This is a genomic window from Chitinibacter sp. GC72 (assembly GCF_009760905.1).
In the GTDB taxonomy this organism is placed as follows: Bacteria; Pseudomonadota; Gammaproteobacteria; order Burkholderiales; family Chitinibacteraceae; genus Chitinibacter.
In genome coordinates this window covers 145,452-164,601 of sequence record NZ_VIRW01000001.1, presented here as the reverse complement: position 1 = coordinate 164,601, position 19,150 = coordinate 145,452, and the positions used below count along the sequence as shown (strand labels likewise).

The window sequence follows — 19,150 nt, the reverse complement described above, 5'->3', positions numbered from 1 at the left end:
AAAATGAGCAGCCAAGGCTGCTCATTTTTATGTGCTTTTCAAGGCTGACCGATCAGGCTTCCGGAAACGGCTCGTTACGCGTTTTCCACAGCGAGTACAGTACACCTGCCAGCAGCAAGCCGAAGGTGACGCCCAATGAAACGCCTGTCGGGATTTTGAAATCAACCAGGCCTTCATGGTTGAAGTACACTAGACCGACTTTGACCCCGATAAATACCAGTACGATGGACAGCGCATATTTCAGATAATGGAAGCGATGCACCATTGCGGCCAGCGCAAAGTACAGCGCACGCAAGCCCAGAATCGCAAAAATATTCGACGTGTAGACAATAAACGGATCTTGCGTGATCGCGAAAATGGCCGGAATACTATCGACTGCAAAAACCAGATCGGCTGTTTCGACCAGAATCAGCGTCAGAAACAGCGGTGTTGCCCACCAGCCTTTGGCCAGACCGTGGTCCTCGCCGCGCACCCAGAATTTTTCATTGTGCAATGTCGGGGTAAAGCGCATATGGCTGCGTATCCACTGGTAGAACTTGTTGTCTTCCAGTTTGCCGTGTTCGTCGTCGGCAATCAGCATTTTGATCCCGGTGAAAATCAGGAAAGCGCCAAACAGCACCAGTACACCCTGATACTTGGCTACCAGCACTGCGCCCAGACCGATCATCACGGCGCGCATCAGAATCACGCCCAGAATGCCCCAGAACAAAACACGGTGCTGATACATCCGTGGTACGCCCAGACTGGTGAAAATCAGGGCAATTACAAAGACATTATCCATCGACAGGGATTTTTCAATCAGATAGCCGGTCACGTATTCCATGCCGGCTGTCGAGCCTTTGTACCACCACAGCCAGCCACCAAAAGCCAGACCCATAAAAATGTAGAAAGCCGAAAGCTTCAGGCTTTCGCTAACACTGATTTCATGTTGATCCTTGTGCAGCACGCCTAGGTCAAAAGCCAGCAGGCCGATGACCAAGCCAAAAAACATCAGCCAGACCCATAGTGGGTAGCCAACCCACAGAGCACTAAAAAATTCCATATCTATCCCTTGCCGTACGGCATTTTTAATCAGTGTTGGTTTATCTATAAAGCGCGCGTGCGTATTATTCACGCTATGAGTGCAGAATATACAATAAGTTTCATTGATAGCCACTGCCATCTTGACGCCGCCGAGTTCGAGCATGACCGCGATAGTGTGGTGGCGCGCTCGCGTGAGCAAGGGGTAGGGCAATGGCTGGTACCGGCAATTACCGCTGCGACCTTCCCGCAAACCTTGCTGATGCAGCAGCGCTATGGCGCATTGATCGCATTGGGCCTGCACCCGATTTATGAAGTGCAGCACCGTGACGAGCACCTGGTGATTCTGCGCGAACAATTGCAGCGGGGTCTGGCGCTGGCCGTGGGGGAAATCGGCCTGGATTTTTATCTGCCCGAACTTGATCCGACACGACAAATCCATTTTTTTGAAGCCCAGCTTAAAATCGCCCGTGATTTTGACTTGCCGGTGATCGTGCATATCCGGCGCAGCCAGGATCAGGTGCTGAAATACCTGCGCAAATGGCGGGTGAAGGGCGGCATCGCGCACGCCTTTAATGGCAGCGAGCAGCAGGCGGATGAATTTATCAAGCTGGGTTTCGCACTGGGCTTTGGTGGCGCGATGACTTACAACGGTTCGCAACGAATTCGCCGCTTGGCGCAAAGTTTGCCGCTTGAATCCATCGTGCTGGAAACCGATTCGCCCGATATTGCGCCAAGCTGGCTGGCAAGTGGGCAGCCAGGAAGCCCGCCCGGCCGGAACGAGCCAGCCCAGCTACCAAGAATCGCCCAGACCTTAGCTGATCTGCGCCAATGCACTCTGGCTGAGGTAGCCAAACAAAGCCGTGAAAACACCTATCGAATTCTGGGGCTGCCCCTTTTTTCCCTTCTTTCCTGTCCCCCTGATCGCATAAATTGCCGCACAAGCCCTTGATTCCGCTATACTTCCGCGCCTTGAAGTTTCATTCCGGAATCACCCATGCTGCTGCCCCACCAACTCGAACTGCTGTCTCCTGCTAAAAACGCCGAAATCGGCCGCGAAGCCATTTTGCACGGTGCGGATGCGGTGTATATCGGCGGTCCAGGGTTTGGCGCGCGGCATAACGCCAGCAATTCGATTGAAGACATCGCCGAGCTAGTCAAATTTGCACATCGCTATCACTCGCGTATTTTTGTCACACTCAATACGATTTTGCATGACTCCGAATTAGAACCGGCGCGCCAGCAGATTATTCAGCTGTATGAAGCCGGTGTTGACGCGCTAATCGTGCAAGATATGGGCGTACTGTCACTCGATATTCCACCGATTCAGCTACACGCCAGCACGCAGTGCGATATTCGCACGCCGGAAAAAGCGGCGTTTTTGGCTGATGTGGGTTTCTCGCAAGTCGTCTTGGCGCGCGAGCTTGGCTTGGGCAAGGTCAAGCAAATCAGCGACTACATGGGCGACAGAGCAACGATTGAATATTTTATTCACGGCGCTTTGTGTGTGGCGTTTTCGGGCCAATGCAATATCAGCCACGCGCACACCGGCCGCAGCGCCAATCGTGGCGATTGCTCGCAAGCCTGTCGTTTGCCGTACACGCTGACCGACCAAAACGGCCGTGTCGTCGCGTTTGATAAGCATTTGCTGTCGATGAAAGACAACGATCAGACCAATAATCTGGAAGCGCTGATCGACGCCGGCGTGCGCTCGTTCAAGATCGAAGGCCGCTATAAAGACATGCAGTACGTCAAAAACATCACGGCACATTACCGCTTGTTGCTCGACGAAATCATGGAGCAGCGCAGCGAATTCGCGCCCGCCTCCAGCGGGCGCAGCGATATATTCTTTCGCCCCGATGTTGATAAATCATTCCACCGCGGCCACACCGATTATTTTGCCACCGCGCGCAAAGAAGACATCGGCGCGTTTGATTCGCCCAAATACGTCGGCGTGCCGCTGGGTACCGTGACCAAAGTCACCGACAAGTATTTCGAGCTGGAAGTCGCCGATCAGAACGACGCGATGAGCAATGGCGACGGATTAAACTTCATGAAAAAACGTGAAGTGGTTGGCGTGCAAGCCAATACAGTCGAAGCCGCGAATAAAGCCGCGGGTATCTGGCGGGTGTTCCCGAATGAAATGATGAGTGAATTGGTCGGTTTGAAAGCCGGCACGCCAATCCACCGCAACCGCGATCACGCGTGGGAGCAGGCGCTAAATAAAAAATCGGCTGAGCGCAAAATCGGCGTCTGGTTGACCCTCAGCGAGACCGAATCGGGCTTGTCGCTCAATATCACCGACGCCGACGGCTGTAGCGCCACAGTGGCCGCGCCACTGACGCTAGAAGTCGCCCAAAACGCCGACAAAGCGTGGAGCACGCTGCGTGATAATCTGGCCAAGCTCGGTAATACGATGTTTTATGCGGAAGACGTCGCACTCAATTTATCGCAACCTTGGTTTGCGCCAGCTTCGGTGATTAACGCCTTGCGCCGCGATGCGGTTGAGCAATTGGAAGCTGCGCGAATTGCAGCATGGTATAGGCCTGAACGCAAAGCGCCAGTTGAGCCTCCAGCGCAATACCCCGATGAAACGCTGTCATTTTTGGGCAATGTGTACAATGCCAAAGCGCGCGAATTTTATGCTCAGCACGGCGTTAAATTGATCGCTGCGGCGTATGAAGCGCACGAAGAAGCGGGTGAAGTGCCGTTAATGGTGACCAAACACTGCCTGCGCTTTAGCTTTAATTTGTGCCCGAAACAGGCCAAAGGTGTGATTGGCGTTAAAGGCCAGATCAAGGCCGATTCGATGACTTTAAGCTCAGGCTCGGAAAGCTATCGCCTCGATTTTGACTGCAAACCCTGTGAGATGCACGTGGTCGGCAAGATGAAACCGCATATTCTAAAAGCGCCGCCACCAACCACCGCCAATGTGCAAACCATTGAGTTTTACAAAGCCAAGCCCGAAGGCTATGGGCATTAAAATTTTAGCTAGCCAAAGCCACGCCAGCAACAGTCGGGGCATTTGATTGGCTAATCCGGCTGGTGGTGGCTAGGCCTATTGATGGCTTAAGCGCTGTCGCGTGGATTTACCTTTATGACTGCCACTGATGTTTGATCTTCATGGCTGTCGCTGATGTTTGATTTTCATGGCTGTCGCCATGGTGGCAGCGGCTCGTATTGTTCCAGCAGCGTGCGGGCGCGGGCGACGCCGTTGTCGCTACCGACGAGCGAGGCTGGTGCTGCGCCATCCAGATCAATATGCGGGCAGGTGAGCCATTTGACGACGGTGGGCATATCACCCAGCTTGTGAGCGGCGGCGTCCAGCAGGGGTAGCCAGGGTAGCAGGCTATAGGGCTCAAACTGCATGACGGCGCGCAGATCGGCGTATAAATCCGGCTGATCGACCAATTCGCTCTCAAGGAGAGCCAGAAATTCCGGTATACGATTCATATGGGGTATAGCTCCGAGGAGCTTTCCTTGCTTGAGTTTTTGGTTTATACACCAGATGGGTATAGTGGGGCGGCTAGAAAAAAACCGCCATTCCATTTTAGTATCTCGCCATCGCCGGGTCTACCTGCTCGGCCCATGCGGCGATGCCGCCATCCAGATTAATCATTTTTTCAAAACCTTGCCGCTCCAAAAAGCCAGCAACCTGATAACTGCGTACGCCATGATGGCAGATCACCACATAGGTGGCATCCGGATCCAGCCGGGCCAGATCACCGGGGATATTGCCCATAGGAATATGCTCGCTGCCCGCAATCTGGCATAGCGCCAGCTCCCAGCTTTCGCGCACATCCAGCAATTTGGGTGCTTCCAGCGTGGTGTCGTCCAGCCAGTTTTTAAGTTCGACAGCCGTAATATGATGCATGAAAAAAACCTGTAGCTCGATGAGAGAATCCCCTTATTCTACTTTTTCCGGCCGCAATGAATAGCAAATTCTGCGGCAAAGCGCCGTGATCACAGTAGAATTGGCGCTCCTCCCTGTATGGACGTTGTGCGCATGCAATCTTTTTATGCCCTGTTTGCCTTGCTGATCGGACTGATCGTGCCGCTGCAAGCTGCTGTGAATAACCAGCTGAAAACCGTGATTGGCGGCAGCACCTTGCTTGCTGCGCTGGTGTCGTTTGCCGTTGGTATTCTGACTTTGCTGCTGATGTCGGCGCTGACCGGGCAGAAAATGAGCGGCTTGTTGTCGATCACCAAAGCCGAGCCCTGGATGCTGCTGGGGGGCGTGATGGGCGCGATGTTCGTATTTGGTACCACGCTGATTGCGCCAAAGCTCGGGGCGGCGTCGATGATGGCGCTGATTATTGGTGGCCAGGTGGTGGCCTCGCTGCTGTTTGACCGGTTTGGCTGGCTGGGTCTGCCGCTGCGCGATTTAAGCTGGCCGCGTCTGCTGGGCGCCGGGCTGATTGTGCTGGGTGCGCTGCTGGTTAATTTTGGCGATCAATGGCTGGGGAAATCGTCCTGATGTCGGCCATCACGGTAATTGCTGTTGAAAATGATTTTATTGTGATCAACAAGCCTGCCGGGCTGGATTTTCACCAGAACGAGGCGCAGGAAAGCTTGATTGATCTGGTGCGTGAGCAAAGTGGCTTCTCCGGGCTGCTGACGGTACACCGGCTCGATAAAATGACCTCCGGCCTGCTGGTGCTGGCCCGGCACGCCGAAGCGGCGCGGCAGTTTTCGGCGCTGTTTAGCGAACACCGGATGCAGAAATATTATCTGGCGCTCAGCGATAAAAAACCGGCCAAAAAGCAGGGCAAAATTCAGGGTGGCATGGACAAAGGCCGCAATGGCTGCTGGAAGCTCGTTCGCGAAGGCGGCCTGTTGGCGACGACGCAATTTTTCAGCTTTGGCCTAGGCAATGGCTTGCGCCTATTTGTGCTCAAACCCCTGAGTGGGCGCACGCACCAGCTGCGCGTGGCGATGAAAAGCCTGGGTAGCCCGATTCTGGGCGATGCGCGTTATGGTGGTACCGATGCTGACCGGGGGTATCTGCACGCCTATTCGCTGGAGTTTGAATTTGCCGGGCATACCTACTGCTATACCGCATTGCCCGAGTGCGGAATTCATTTTCATTCCGATTTATTTTGTGCCCAATTGGAAAATATTGCGCAGCCAGCCCAATTGGCCTGGCCCAAATAAAAGAATGGATTGAGTAAATTAGAAAAATCTAAATTATTGATATAGTGGAAAGAAACAGCAGTTTTTTGCGCTAGATCAAATGAATTATTGACTCTTTTATTTTTTGAAATTACAAGAGTGTAATAAACGAAAAAAAGTAAAATAATGCAACAGATGTGACAATCGGCACTAGGCAATTTCCATCCTGATTCGTTAGTATTTGGCAGCGGCAAATAGCCGCCTAAACCAAAGGTGCGCCGGATCGGTGACACCCATAAAAGGATGGAGACTGGATCTATGTTCCAATTGAATCGTTGGATGTTGGCGGCTATTCCCGCAGCCATTTGCTCGGTGCAAGTGATGGCGGCAACGGCCTGGGATAGCAAAACGGTATACACCGGTGGTCAGGTGGTGAGCTATCAGGGTAAAGATTACAAAGCAAAATGGTGGACGCAGGGCAATGTGCCCGGCACCGAGCAGTGGGGCCCCTGGGAATTGCAGGCTGGCAGTGCAACGCCAGCACCGACTGCCAATGTGACCAGCGCGCCAACGAGTACGCCGATTGTTTCGCCTACGGCAGCGCCAAGCGCCAAACCGACCGCCGCACCAACTACGGCACCAACAGCAGCGCCTACAGCCCTGCCAGGCTCTTGTGGAGTATGGGCAGAAGGTAATACGTATAAGGCTGGAGACGTTGTCAGCTATGGCGGAGCGAGCTATACCTCCCTTTCAGCACACACAGCATATGTTGGCGCCAACTGGAATCCGGCGGCAACGCCTACTTTGTGGAAAGCGGGCGGTACTTGCGGCACCGGTGGCGCCACGCCAGTACCGACTGCCACGCCGGTCGTCACCGCCAAACCAACTTCCACCCCCGTGGTGACGGTGAAGCCAACGGCCAGCCCGGTTGCCACTGCCAGCCCAACGCCTGCCGTGACGGTAGCGCCAACGCCAAGTTCAACACCAGTGACAAGCGCAGGCCCAACTGCAGCGCCAACTACTGCACCGGCAGCGTATAAACCGCAAATCACCTTTGTGGCGGCACCTGCGGGCTACCCAAGCGATGCGCAATTCCTGGCGGCCGAACAAGCGCTATACAGCCAGGCTGGCTCGGACGCGAAAACAATAGAGCGCATCCGTGAAGCCTTGCAGGTTCGCCCTGATTCGGTGGTTGATGCCGTCGTGCCAGGTGCGGCGGGCAATCCAGACAACGTCAAACGCGTTGAACGTGTATTGCCTGAATCGAAGTTTGATTACTTCTTCCCTGTACGCAACGTGAAATACACGTATCTGAACTTGCTCAAAGGCGTGGCGAAATTCCCAGCGTATTGCCAGACCTACACCGATGGTCGCGATTCAGACCTGATTTGTAAAAAACTGTTGGCAACGTCATTTGCTCACTTTGCGCAAGAAACCGGCGCGAACTGGCCAGCTTTGACGCCTGCAACCGCACGCGGCTACGCCGATCAGAACAACGCGGTGTTGGCAACAATGGAGCAAAACACGGCGATTCCAACCTTCCGTCAAGGCCTGTGGTTCCTGCGTGAACAAGGCATGCAAGAAGGTTCAGGCGTAGGTGGCTACCAAGATTGCTTTAATGGCGCGGGCGGCTCGATCTTCTCGATCTTCTACCCATGCGGTAAAAACGAACAAGGCCAGTATTTCAGCTACTTCGGTCGTGGCTCTAAGCAATTGTCTTGGAACTACAACTACGGCCCATTCAGCAAATCGATGTACGGCGACGTGAACGTCTTGCTCGACAAGCCTGGCTTAGTGGCAGATACCTGGATGAACTTCGCGTCAGCGATCTGGTTTGCGGTGTATCCACAATCGCCAAAACCACCAATGACGTGGGTGGTTGATGGTACTTGGCAGCCAAATCAGGTTGATGTAGCCAACGGCATGTCACCTGGTTTTGGTGCGACGACTTACATCATCAACGGTGGCATTGAATGCGGACGAAGTAGCAAAACCGGCGGCACCGTAGGTAGTTCTGAGTCACAGCAATCGCTGAACCGCATTGCGGCGTACAAAGAGTTCACCAAAGAGCTGGGCGTTGACATTACCGGCGAGCAACTGACTTGCGGTACGTCAAAAGGCTTCACCGATGGCTCGGCTGCTGCGACCAAAACCTATCTTGACAAGGGCTGGAATTACAACCCGAACAATCCGGGTGGCGTGTCCTGGTCTTGCCAATTGGCCACTTACCAAACGCCATTTAGCCTGGCCAATCCGGGCGACTACAAAGCCTGCGTGGATTACTTCTTCCGCGGCCAGGTGAAGTTCAATGGTCAGGTAGTGGTGGATAACACCAAGTAATTTGCTTTCATCCCAAACAAAAACGGCAGCCTTGGCTGCCGTTTTGTCTTGATGCTGAGCAAATTCACGGAAAAATCTGTAGCGTCTTATCGACAAACTACAACAGCCAACTGGTATCCAATTCATTGCGACTATAAATCCACTCCATCACCCTGCTGGCCATGCAGCGCTCTTCCTACTATAGCTTACAAGCGTTCGCTCGTTGGCGGATAAATGTAAGTTAATGCCACTTGCCACACGGTGTAAATTCAATCGACATACTGTTTGACATGGCAATTTGTTCATTAAAGAATGCCTCTGTATTTCTGATTATTTTCAATAAAAACAAGAGGATGGAAGAGTGAAAACATTACATTTTATTTCAGTTTCAACTATGGCTGCTATCAGTATGAGCGCCGTTTTTGCCGCCAACTGGCAAGAAGGCCAAACGTATACTGCAGGTACCCAAGTTAATTATTTGGGGTCGAACTACACCGCACTGGTTACACATACCGCTTATGTTGGCGCGAACTGGAATCCGGCCTCAACCCCTACGCTGTGGAAGCTTGTAACGAGCGGTGGTACGACAACGCCACCGCCAGTCGCGACGGCAACACCAAGCGCTGCACCTACTGCTGCGCCAACAGTAGCGCCGACTGCAGTGCCCACGACAGTACCAACAGCAACACCAACAACAGCGCCCACCGCGACGCCGACCAGCGCGCCAACAGCGACACCGGTAGCCGGCGGCTGCAGCGCACCCGCGTGGACTGCTCAGGTTTACAGCGCCAATAGCACCGTGAGCTATAACGGCCGCACCTGGAAAGCTCAGTGGTACGCCTCAGCCAGCGACGTACCCAAAACAGTGGCCAATTCATGGGATTCGCCATGGCAGGATCTGGGGGCATGTAGTGGTGGCGGAACGACGCCTGCACCAACGGCCACACCAGCACCAACAGTGACTACAGCACCAACAATAGCACCGACTGCAACACCAGTGAGCATACCAACGGCAACGCCAGTCGGTACTGCAACTCCGGTGCCAACGGCACCCGTAACACCAGGCCCAGTTGCAGCGTACAAGCCGCAAATTATGTATATCGCCGCTCCGGCGGGTTACCCAACGAATGCGAAATTCACTGCCGATGAAAACGCACTGGCCAGCCAGGCCGGTACTGACGCTGGTGCAATCGCCCGTATTCGCGCCGCCTTGCGGGTCTTGCCTGATGCCCAGGTAGAAGCTGTCACCGTCGGCGGAGCCAATAATCCAGACAATGTGAAACGCGTTGAACGCGTACTGGGTCAAGCCAAATTTGACGCGCTGTTTCCGGCTCGTCATATCAACTACACCTATTTGAACTTCATCAAAGGTGTCGCGAAATTCCCGGCGTATTGCGATAACTACAGCGACGGCCGCGATGCCGATGCGATTTGCCGCAAATTGCTCGCCACGTCGTTTGCTCACTTCACGCAAGAAACCGGCGCCAACTGGCCTGCTTTGACGCCTGCGACGGCACGCACTTATCCAGAGCACAATAACGCCGTACTGGCGACGATGGAGCAAAACACCGCGCTGCCTACGTATAAACAGGCGCTGTGGTATCTGCGTGAAAATGGCTACAACGAAGGCTCGGCCGTTGGTAGCTACCAAGACTGCTTCAGTGGCGCGGGTAGCTCGATTTTCTCGATTTTCTATCCTTGTGCACAAAATGCCCAAGGTAAAAACATCGATTACTTCGGCCGTGGCAGCAAACAATTGTCATGGAACTATAACTTTGGCGCGTTCAGCAAATCATTGTACGGTGATGTCAATGTCTTGCTCGACAACCCAGGCCGCGTTGCTGATACCTGGTTGAACTTTGCTTCAGCAATCTGGTTCGCGGTTTACCCACAATCGCCAAAACCACCGATGACCTGGGTTGTTGATGGTACTTGGGTGCCGAATGCAGTCGACGTGGCCAATAATATGAGCCCGGGCTTTGGCGCGACGGTGCACATCATTAATGGCGGTATCGAATGTGGCGGCGGCGGTGCAGAGAAACCGCAAGTCCAGAACCGGATCGCAGCTTACCGCGAATTTGCTCGTGAAATGGGCGTCACCATCCCGGCCAACGAAGCACTGGGTTGCGCCGCAATGAAAGGCTTCCAGCCTGGTTCTGCAGCGGCAACCAAAGCTTACTTGGATAAAAACTGGGGCTACAACGCCAACAATCCGGGCGGCGTATCGTGGGCTTGCTCGCTGGTTGATTACCAGATGCCATTTAGCCTGGCTAACCCAGGCGATTACAAAGCCTGCGTTGACTATATGTTCCGTGGTCAGGTGAAACACAATGGCCAGATTGTGATTGATAACACCAAATAATCACGACCGGTGATTGATGATAAAACGGCAGCTTAGGCTGCCGTTTTTTTGACCAGCGGGCTGATGTAGTTACATACATAGCCATGTATATTTATGTGGGCCATATCCAGTAATTGCTGGCAGGGTATACCCATGAATACCCAAAACGCCACACTCCTGAAGCAAATGAGTGAGCAGCTCAATTGCTGACAAGGTTTGTTATAAACTGGCATTTCGATTGAGCATGGAAATGACAATGTCCGACACGCTGAATGCCAGTTTGCCCATCCAGACCGCCACGACCCATCCCACGCTGCACGCCCTATGGCGCGAGACGGCACGCAGCCTGATCTTTCGCGCACCGCACTGGGAGCAATTGCCTGCTTCGCCGTGGCTGATTTTCTTGCTATTTGCTCTGGATCAGGGGGTTAGCATTCTGATGGCGTGGCTGGGCAGCAGCGGGCCGCAGCAATTTGCCTGGATCACCGGGCTGCAAAACGCGGCCTATTTTTTGGTGATTTGCTGGCTCGCGTATGTGGCGCAGCCGCCTGCGCCGGTGCCGCCGCGGCAGGTGAAAATGCTCAGCCTGATTTTATTGCTGTATGTGTTTTCCAGCCTGCTGTGGGGACTGGTTTACGCCGTCTCGCAGCTGCTGGCTCGCTACGGCCTTGCCCAAAGCTACACCGCGCAGTGGATCATCTATGCGCTGCCATTTTTATGGATCACCGTCGCCGAGCTGGCCGTGTTCTGGCACGCCAGCAATCACCACTCGCTGCGTTTTGCGCTGGTGTTGCTGATTTTACTGGCGCTCTCGGCGCTGTATTTCTCCGGCGTGGCCATGTCCTATTGGTATCCCGCCCCGGATGCCGATGCCGAGGGCTATGCCGATCGCCCAAGTCTGGTGCTGACGCAGGAAGTGATGGAAGCGCAGCCTGCGCTGCTGCATGCCAAGCTGGGCGAAGTTGCCCCCCAACGCGCTGGTGTGGTGGATCTCTATACCATTGCTTTTGCCCCCGAAGCCGACGAAGACGTTTTCCGCCGGGAAGCGGGCATGGTATCCAGCGTGATGGCGCAACGCTTTGACGCCGCCGGGCGCGGGATCGAGCTAATCAATCACGTTGAAACACTGGGGCAGTGGCCGTGGGCAACGCCGCTGAATCTGCGGCGTAGCATTACCGCCATCGCCGGTAAAATGGATCAGAACGAAGATATTCTGTTTGTGTATCTCACTTCGCACGGCGGGCAGGATGGGCAACTGGCGGCGGGATTCTGGCCGATGCAGGTCGATAGCGTGACGCCGCAGCAACTCAAACGCTGGCTGGACGAGGCGGGCGTGCGCCACCGGGTGATTGCCGTTTCGGCGTGTTACTCGGGCAGCTGGATTGCGCCGCTGGCCAGTGCCGATACGCTGGTGCTGACCGCCGCCGACGCGGATAACACCTCCTACGGTTGTGGCCGCAAATCCGAGCTGACTTTTTTTGGCCGCGCCATGTTTGACGAGCAATTGCGCAGCAAAACGCGCTCGTTTGAAGCTGCGCATCACAGTGCCCGCGAGCTGATTCGCCAGCGCGAAATCGCGGCTGGCAAAGACGATGGCTACTCCAATCCGCAAATCAGCATGGGCGCCAATATCCGCGCCAAGCTGGCGCAACTGGAAGCGCGCTTTAAACCTTAGTAAAGGGTATATCGCTACAGGTGTTTTCAGATATGATCTACATGGCAATACCCAATTGGGTATTGCCTTTTTCTTGTGCGCTGGAAAAAGTAAAATTTACTCATCGCTTTCAATCGCGCTTATCGCTTAGAATCAATCCCATTCCTGTCTTGCGATGGTCGCCGTATGTTTGCCTTTTTTGAAAAACTCATCCACCCCTATCCGGATCAATTGCCCAAGCATCCGGCGACGTTTATCGGTTTTGTCTGGAGCTGCACACGCGGCATGCGGCTTTATATTGCCCTACTGGCGCTGTTTACCGCGCTGTGCGGGGCGTTTGAAGCGCTGCTCTACAGCATGCTTGGCAATGTCGTCGAGTGGCTGAGTCGCACATCACCGCACCTGTTGTGGCAAAACGAAAAGCACAATCTGCTGCTCCTGCTCGGGATTTTGCTCGCCAGCCCGCTGCTGATCGCGCTGCAAACGCTGATCAAGCACCAGACCTTGGCGGGCAATTTTCCGATGCGTTTGCGCTGGCAGTTTCACCGCCAGATGCTCGGCCAGAGTATGAGTTTTTATCAGGATGAATTTGCCGGACGCATTTCGGCCAAAGTGATGCAAACCGCGCTGGCCGTGCGCGATACGGTGCTGACCACCACTGATATTCTGGTCTTTGTCACCATCTACTTTGTCACCATGGCGGCGGTGGCTGGCGGTTTTGATTTGCGGCTGATGCTGCCGTTTTTTGCCTGGTTGGCGCTCTATATCGTCGCGATGATCTATTTTGTGCCGCGCCTGAGTCGCGTGTCGCGCGCGCAAGCGGACGCCAGATCATTGATGACCGGCCGGATTACCGACGCCTACACCAATATCAGTACGGTCAAATTGTTCTCGCACACGCAGCGCGAAGCCGGGTTTGTTAAATCGGCCATGAAAGAATTCATGCATACCGTCCATGGCCAGATGCGGCTGGTGAGCTTGTTCGAAATCACCAATCATATTCTGAGCATGTTGCTGATTGCTTCGACGGCTGGTGCTGTGCTGTATCTGTGGACGCAAGGTGAAGTCGGGGTGGGCGCAGTAGCCGCCGCCACTGCGATGTCCTTGCGCCTGAGCGGCATGTCGCACTGGATCATGTGGGAAATGGCCGGGCTGTTTGAAAACATCGGCACGGTGCAGGACGGTATCAATACGCTATCCAAACCCTCCACGGTGCTTGACGCTGCGGACGCCAAGCCGCTGCAAGTGACGCAAGGGCTGATCGAATTTGATCAGGTGCGTTTCAATTACGGCAATGATCGTCAAGCCAAAGCGGTGATCGATCAGCTGCAACTCACCATCAAACCCGGCGAGAAAATCGGCCTCGTTGGCCGCTCCGGCGCGGGCAAATCGACGATTGTGAATCTGCTGCTGCGTTTTTACGATATTCAGTCTGGCCAGATCCGTATCGACGGCCAGGACATCGCGCAAGTAACGCAAGACAGCCTGCGCCACCAGATCGGTATGGTGACGCAAGATACCTCCTTGCTGCATCGCTCGGTGCGCGACAATATTCTGTATGGGCAGCCTGACGCCAGCGAGGAGGCCATGATCCGCGCCGCGCAGCGCGCCGAAGTGCATGATTTCATCAGCAGCCTGAGCGATCCGGCAGGGCGTAGCGGCTACGACGCGCATGTGGGCGAGCGGGGCGTGAAGCTATCGGGCGGCCAGCGCCAGCGCATTGCGATTGCGCGGGTGATTTTAAAAGACGCGCCGATTCTGCTGCTCGACGAAGCCACCAGCGCGCTCGATTCCGAAGTCGAAGCGGCCATTCAGGCCAGCCTTTACACGCTGATGGAAGGCAAAACCGTCGTCGCCATCGCGCACCGGCTCTCGACCATTATGGCGATGGACAGACTGATCGTACTTGACCAAGGTCGCATCGTCGAGCAAGGCACCCACGCCGAATTGCTCGCACACAATGGCATCTATGCCCGACTGTGGGCGCACCAGAGCGGTGGATTTTTGGGGGAAGAGGATTAAGCTTTGTGTTCAGATCGCGTGTGCCATGTTTTCGCCTGATCACTGTAATTGAATATACTTTTGTTGGGTATCTTGCTGTAGATAATAAAAAATATGCTTTATGAGCCTATACGTGGCGAGGTATAGGCCCAGTAGCTGGTCGTCCCAATCTAGGGCCAGCGCATCAAGTACGGCAGATTGTCGTGTTAATGCATCATTTTCCTTTGTTTTTTGCTGACGTACATTGCGGCATCAGCTTGTTGCATGGCTTGTTGTGGGGTGTGGATGTGTGGGTCGACCATGACCACGCCGATACTGGCGCCCTGATATTGCAACTGGCTGGTGCCCAGATCATAGTGGCCGATCAGCAGCGGGCCAATGCGTGCTTGCAGGCTGGCCACGACGTCGCCAGCCGCAGCACTTGCCGTGGCAGCCAGCCCGGCGACGACAAACTCGTCGCCACCCAGACGCCCCAGCAAATCGCCGCCGCGAAGCCCGGTGGTGAGGCGTTGCCCAACTTGCACGAGAAACGCATCTCCCGCGTCGTGGCCGTGCACATCGTTAATCTGTTTAAACCCATCCAGATCAATAAAGGCCAGCACGATATGTTGCCCACTGCGCTGGGCTTGCGCGAATAGCCGCGTGAGCTCTTCCATAATGGCACGGCGATTATGCAGGCCTGTTAATGGATCGGTGTAGGAATAGGTGATCAGCGCCGAGTTGGCCGATTGAAGTTGCTGCACCAGTCGCTCTTTTTGCGCGTATTGCGCAATAAGCTGGGCAAATAGCGCTAGAAACTGCTGGCCTTTGCCCGTCAGCGGCTTGGGTTCAGCACTGGTAGCGCACAAGGTGCCGTATAAGCTGCCATCTTCCAGATAAATAGGCGTGCTGGCATAGGTGGCAATGCCCAGGGCTTTGGCGGCTTCAGAGTCGCCCCAGCACTGGGCGACGTCATCGGTGTACGGGGTTTTCTCTTCCAGCGCACGTTTGCATAAGGTGTCGCCCCAGGGGACGGACAATCCTTCGGGAATCTGCATCGCCTTGCTGTTGCGGGAATACAAAATGCTTTGCACGCCTTTGTCCAGATCGATTTGAGTCAGATAGCTTGATTCAAGATCGGTGACTAATTCAAGCATGCCGAGCAATTGACGTACCACGCCTTCAAACGTTTTCTCGGTTTCAAGCGCAGTGGCCAGCGTGGGAATCACATTTTCCTGCATTTTCAAATCCCGTATTGCAATGGATAGGCGGGGATGAATTTCTGACTGCTACATTTTTGTAAGTATTCTCTAGCACCTGCTTGAAAGCAAGGGATTCAGCGTCTTGAATACTGTAGCAGATGCTCAACCGACATCATCTAGGGTATATTCTTGAACGCCAGTATGGTTAATGGCTTTGGCTTTATACCCCTAGCTATGCAACACCAGCGCCATCACGCGCCGATCTTCGGCTACCAGCACGTTGAATGTGCGACACAGCGCGCCCGTGCCCATGGTATCGACGCCGATATGGTGGGCGGAGAGGGCGGTGTAAAGTTTGGGGTGCGGAAACTGGATGCTCGCGCCAGTGCCAAGCAGTACCAGCTCGGGTTTGAATTCGAGCAGCGCGGCAAAATCGGCCTCGCTCAGATCGCTAAATGAGCTTGGTCGCCAGACATGCACTGCGTCGGGCAGTACCAGCAGGCTGCCGGCAAAACGCTCCTGATTCACATGAACAGATTCGTGATCGTAGGCGGTAATCTGGTTCAGATGATCGACTTTGGACTGATGCAGCTTCATGGTGATCCTTGAGTTAAGTCATCAGGCCATGTCCCCTCGCATTATTGCTTCGCCTTGCGCGAGAACTTTTGGCCTTTACATTGTTTTGTGCATTTTAAATCATTGCAAAAGCGCTGTGCTGTGCGTTTTGATACTTAATTGTTTGTTCCAACGGGCGAATCTTTCGATAGAATACGGGGTTTCCCCTAAAATAATCCTGCGTGGGCCGTGACGATGGAAGCCATCCTCAAATCGAACAAATTACTGAATATCTGCTACGAAATTCGCGGGCCAATTCCAGAGCGAGCCCGGCAGATGGAAGAAGACGGCCACCGCATCATCAAGCTCAATATCGGCAATCTGGCCAACTTTGGTTTTGATGCGCCCGAAGAAGTGGTGCAAGACGTGATCCGCAATCTCTCCAACGCCGCTGGTTATGTCGATAGCAAGGGCTTGTTCCAGGCGCGCAAAGCGGTGATGCACTACACGCAGCAGAAAAACATCAAAGATGTGACGGTGGATGATATTTACATCGGCAACGGCGCGTCCGAGCTGATCGTGCTGAGCATGCAGGCGCTGCTCAATAATGGCGACGAAGTGCTGGTGCCTGCGCCTGATTATCCGTTGTGGACTGCAGCGGTCAGCCTGGCGGGCGGCAAGCCGCGTCATTATCTGTGCGATGAGCAAAATCACTGGTATCCGTCGATTGAAGACATGCGCGCCAAGATCACCGATAAAACGCGCGCGATTGTGGTGATCAACCCGAACAACCCGACCGGCGCGCTGTACCCGGACGAGCTGCTGCAGCAAATCGTCGATCTGGCGCGTGAATTTGGCCTGATTATTTACGCCGACGAAATTTACGACAAAGTGCTCTACGACGGTGTAACGCACACCTCGATTGCCTCGATGGCCGACGACGTGCTATTCCTCACCTTCAATGGCCTGTCGAAAAATTACCGTGCTTGCGGCTACCGCGCGGGCTGGATGATTGTGTCGGGCGATAAAAAACCAGCCAAGGATTACATCGAAGGCCTCAATATGCTGGCGACGATGCGCCTGTGCGCCAATGTACCGGCGCAATACGCGATTCAGACTGCGTTGGGCGGCTATCAGAGCATTGACGATCTGGTGCGCGAAGGCGGGCGCTTGGCCAAGCAGCGTGATCTGGCCTATGAGATGCTCAGCCAGATTCCGGGCGTGAGCGTCGTCAAACCCAAAGCCGCGCTGTATATGTTCCCGCGCCTTGATCCGGCGATTTATCCGGTGAGCGACGATCAGCAATTGATGCTTGAATTGCTGACCGAAGAAAAAGTACTGCTGGTGCAAGGCACCGGCTTTAACTGGCATCAGCCCGACCATTTCCGCGTGGTGTTTTTGCCCAATCTGGATGATCTGACCGAAGCGATCAACCGTGTTGCACGCTTCTTGCAGAACTGGCGAAAACGCCACAGCACGGGCGAATTTGCCACGAAATAATCACGTAGGGTGGGTTAGCCGAAGGCGTAACCCACCGTTATCAATTAGTAAGTCATCAATAGTAATTTAATCATTTGTCGGGTTACGCTTCGCTAACCCGACCTACGAGGGATCAACAATGAAAGCAATCAATGTCGGCCTGTGTGGCGTGGGGACTGTAGGTGGCGGTACTGCCACCGTTTTGAAGCGTAACGGCGAAGAAATCGCCCGCCGCGCCGGTCGCCCGATTGTGGTGACGATGGCGGCGAACCGCGATCTGGATCGCGCGCGCGAACTCGTCGGCGAAGGCGTGGCCTTGACCGATAACGCGATGGATGTGGTGAACAATCCCGACATTGACATCGTTGTTGAATTGATCGGCGGCACCACGATTGCCAAAGACTTGGTGCTGGCCGCCATCGAAAATGGCAAACACGTAGTCACAGCCAACAAAAAACTGATCGCCGAATACGGCAATGAAATCTTCGCTAAAGCGCAGGAAAAAGGCGTGATTGTCGCTTTTGAAGCGGCGGTAGCTGGCGGTATTCCCGTGATCAAGGCGCTGCGTGAAGGCCTGACCGCGAACAAAATCGAATGGGTAGCCGGCATTATCAACGGCACATCGAACTTCATCCTGACCGAAATGCGCGACAAAGGCTCGGCGTTTGCCGACGTGCTGGCCGAAGCACAGCGCCTCGGTTACGCTGAAGCTGACCCGACTTTCGACATCGAAGGCCACGACGCCGCGCACAAGCTCACCATCATGAGCGCAATTGCATTTGGTATTCCAGTGCAGTTCGACAAAGCGTATCTGGAAGGCATCAGCAAACTTGACGCTGCCGACATCAAATATGCCGCCGAATTGGGCTATCGCATCAAATTGCTCGGCATGACACGCCGCCGCCCTAACGGTATCGAATTGCGCGTGTCGCCAACGCTAATTCCTGCTGGCCGCTTGATTGCCAATGTCGATGGCGTGATGAATGCCGTGCTGGTCAAAGGCGATGCGGTTGGCGCCACAATGTACTACGGCCCGGGCGCTGGCGCTGAGCCAACCGCATCGTCAGTAATTGCCGATCTGGTCGATATCACCCGTCTGCACACCGCCGACCCAGAACACCGCGTACCGCATTTGGCTTTCCAGCCAACGGCGATGGCAAACTTGCCGATCTTGTCGATCGACGAAGTGGAAACCTGCTACTACCTGCGCTTGTCAGTGAAAGATCAGCCGGGCGTGTTGGCCGAAATCACCGGCATCTTGGCCGACGGTCAAATTTCGGTGGATGCAATGCTGCAAAAACCAGCCGCAACAATTGAAGAAGCTGCCGAGATTGTTATCGTGACTCACACTGCGGTTGAGAAAAACGTTAACGCCGCGATAGCCAAAATTGAAGCCTTGAGCAGCACCAATGGCAAAGTGGTGAAGCTGCGTTTGGAACACCTCAACGGTTGATTGCATCGTAGGGTGGGTTAGGCCGAAGGCTGTAA

At 54.4% G+C, this 19,150-nt stretch carries 15 protein-coding genes; 10 read left to right on the top strand and 5 right to left on the bottom strand.

What is annotated here, in order from left to right; translation table 11 throughout:
* Positions 1-52: 52 nt before the first annotated feature.
* Complete coding sequence (locus FLS37_RS00725) at positions 53-1,042, bottom strand: TerC family protein (protein WP_157314009.1); 990 nt, start codon at positions 1,040-1,042, stop codon at positions 53-55.
* Between the two features lie 75 nt (positions 1,043-1,117).
* On the opposite strand from FLS37_RS00725, the gene FLS37_RS00720 reads away from it, so the two are divergent.
* A complete protein-coding gene (locus tag FLS37_RS00720) occupies positions 1,118-1,972 on the top strand; it encodes a TatD family hydrolase (protein WP_157314008.1) in 855 nt (284 codons plus the stop codon).
* A gap of 45 nt (positions 1,973-2,017) precedes the next feature.
* Positions 2,018-4,003 carry a U32 family peptidase gene (locus FLS37_RS00715; protein ID WP_157314007.1) on the top strand — a complete coding sequence of 662 codons (1,986 nt, stop codon included), beginning with the start codon at positions 2,018-2,020 and terminating at the stop codon, positions 4,001-4,003.
* A 164-nt stretch (positions 4,004-4,167) separates the two neighbouring features.
* Here FLS37_RS00715 and FLS37_RS00710 read toward each other — a convergent pair whose 3' ends face one another.
* Together FLS37_RS00710 and FLS37_RS00705 are read right to left on the bottom strand one after the other, a co-directional pair.
* On the bottom strand, positions 4,168-4,473 hold the full coding sequence (locus FLS37_RS00710; protein WP_157314006.1) for an antitoxin Xre/MbcA/ParS toxin-binding domain-containing protein: 306 nt from the start codon (positions 4,471-4,473) through the stop codon (positions 4,168-4,170).
* A 97-nt stretch (positions 4,474-4,570) separates the two neighbouring features.
* The gene (locus FLS37_RS00705; protein WP_157314005.1) at positions 4,571-4,894 is read right to left on the bottom strand and encodes a rhodanese-like domain-containing protein; all 324 of its coding nucleotides are present in this window, start codon (positions 4,892-4,894) and stop codon (positions 4,571-4,573) included.
* Positions 4,895-5,026: 132 nt separating this feature from the next.
* Between FLS37_RS00705 and FLS37_RS00700 the strand changes: the two genes are divergently transcribed.
* The 6 genes from FLS37_RS00700 to FLS37_RS00675 all read left to right on the top strand — a co-directional run bounded on the left by FLS37_RS00700 (position 5,027) and on the right by FLS37_RS00675 (position 14,468).
* Entirely contained in the window at positions 5,027-5,497 is a 471-nt protein-coding gene (locus FLS37_RS00700) for a DMT family transporter (protein ID WP_232522455.1), read from the top strand.
* Entirely contained in the window at positions 5,476-6,174 is a 699-nt protein-coding gene (locus FLS37_RS00695) for a TIGR01621 family pseudouridine synthase (protein ID WP_198314429.1), read from the top strand. The genes FLS37_RS00700 and FLS37_RS00695 overlap by 22 nt, the downstream gene beginning before the upstream one ends.
* Positions 6,175-6,450: 276 nt before the next feature.
* Complete coding sequence (locus tag FLS37_RS00690; RefSeq protein WP_198314428.1) at positions 6,451-8,472, top strand: glycoside hydrolase family 19 protein; 2,022 nt, start codon at positions 6,451-6,453, stop codon at positions 8,470-8,472.
* 388 nt (positions 8,473-8,860) lie between these two features.
* Complete coding sequence (locus tag FLS37_RS00685; protein ID WP_157314002.1) at positions 8,861-10,813, top strand: glycoside hydrolase family 19 protein; 1,953 nt, start codon at positions 8,861-8,863, stop codon at positions 10,811-10,813.
* A 235-nt stretch (positions 10,814-11,048) separates the two neighbouring features.
* Positions 11,049-12,467, top strand: a complete 1,419-nt coding sequence (locus FLS37_RS00680; protein ID WP_157314001.1) for a C13 family peptidase — start codon at positions 11,049-11,051, stop codon at positions 12,465-12,467.
* 165 nt (positions 12,468-12,632) lie between these two features.
* Positions 12,633-14,468, top strand: a complete 1,836-nt coding sequence (locus tag FLS37_RS00675) for an ABC transporter ATP-binding protein (RefSeq protein ID WP_157314000.1) — start codon at positions 12,633-12,635, stop codon at positions 14,466-14,468.
* Positions 14,469-14,653: 185 nt separating this feature from the next.
* Here FLS37_RS00675 and FLS37_RS00670 read toward each other — a convergent pair whose 3' ends face one another.
* Both FLS37_RS00670 and FLS37_RS00665 read right to left on the bottom strand, forming a co-directional pair.
* Positions 14,654-15,667 (bottom strand): diguanylate cyclase domain-containing protein, encoded by a 1,014-nt coding sequence (locus FLS37_RS00670; protein WP_157313999.1) that lies wholly within the window; start codon positions 15,665-15,667, stop codon positions 14,654-14,656.
* 189 nt (positions 15,668-15,856) lie between these two features.
* On the bottom strand, positions 15,857-16,225 hold the full coding sequence (locus tag FLS37_RS00665) for an Mth938-like domain-containing protein (RefSeq protein ID WP_157313998.1): 369 nt from the start codon (positions 16,223-16,225) through the stop codon (positions 15,857-15,859).
* Between the two features lie 213 nt (positions 16,226-16,438).
* Between FLS37_RS00665 and FLS37_RS00660 the strand changes: the two genes are divergently transcribed.
* Together FLS37_RS00660 and FLS37_RS00655 are read left to right on the top strand one after the other, a co-directional pair.
* A complete protein-coding gene (locus FLS37_RS00660; protein WP_157313997.1) occupies positions 16,439-17,683 on the top strand; it encodes a pyridoxal phosphate-dependent aminotransferase in 1,245 nt (414 codons plus the stop codon).
* A 118-nt stretch (positions 17,684-17,801) separates the two neighbouring features.
* Positions 17,802-19,115 carry a homoserine dehydrogenase gene (locus tag FLS37_RS00655; RefSeq protein WP_157313996.1) on the top strand — a complete coding sequence of 438 codons (1,314 nt, stop codon included), beginning with the start codon at positions 17,802-17,804 and terminating at the stop codon, positions 19,113-19,115.
* Positions 19,116-19,150: the final 35 nt, after the last annotated feature.

Coding starts and splice junctions, on each gene's coding strand:
- FLS37_RS00725 (WP_157314009.1), bottom strand. CDS start 1,042: ATGGAATTTTTTAGTGCTCTGTGGGTTGGCTACCCACTATGGGTCTGG.
- FLS37_RS00685 (WP_157314002.1), top strand. CDS start 8,861: ATGAGCGCCGTTTTTGCCGCCAACTGGCAAGAAGGCCAAACGTATACT.
- FLS37_RS00705 (WP_157314005.1), bottom strand. CDS start 4,894: ATGCATCATATTACGGCTGTCGAACTTAAAAACTGGCTGGACGACACC.
- FLS37_RS00700 (WP_232522455.1), top strand. CDS start 5,027: ATGCAATCTTTTTATGCCCTGTTTGCCTTGCTGATCGGACTGATCGTG.
- FLS37_RS00715 (WP_157314007.1), top strand. CDS start 2,018: ATGCTGCTGCCCCACCAACTCGAACTGCTGTCTCCTGCTAAAAACGCC.
- FLS37_RS00655 (WP_157313996.1), top strand. CDS start 17,802: ATGAAAGCAATCAATGTCGGCCTGTGTGGCGTGGGGACTGTAGGTGGC.
- FLS37_RS00680 (WP_157314001.1), top strand. CDS start 11,049: ATGTCCGACACGCTGAATGCCAGTTTGCCCATCCAGACCGCCACGACC.
- FLS37_RS00660 (WP_157313997.1), top strand. CDS start 16,439: ATGGAAGCCATCCTCAAATCGAACAAATTACTGAATATCTGCTACGAA.
- FLS37_RS00720 (WP_157314008.1), top strand. CDS start 1,118: ATGAGTGCAGAATATACAATAAGTTTCATTGATAGCCACTGCCATCTT.
- FLS37_RS00675 (WP_157314000.1), top strand. CDS start 12,633: ATGTTTGCCTTTTTTGAAAAACTCATCCACCCCTATCCGGATCAATTG.
- FLS37_RS00665 (WP_157313998.1), bottom strand. CDS start 16,225: ATGAAGCTGCATCAGTCCAAAGTCGATCATCTGAACCAGATTACCGCC.
- FLS37_RS00670 (WP_157313999.1), bottom strand. CDS start 15,667: ATGCAGGAAAATGTGATTCCCACGCTGGCCACTGCGCTTGAAACCGAG.
- FLS37_RS00695 (WP_198314429.1), top strand. CDS start 5,476: ATGGCTGGGGAAATCGTCCTGATGTCGGCCATCACGGTAATTGCTGTT.
- FLS37_RS00690 (WP_198314428.1), top strand. CDS start 6,451: ATGTTCCAATTGAATCGTTGGATGTTGGCGGCTATTCCCGCAGCCATT.
- FLS37_RS00710 (WP_157314006.1), bottom strand. CDS start 4,473: ATGAATCGTATACCGGAATTTCTGGCTCTCCTTGAGAGCGAATTGGTC.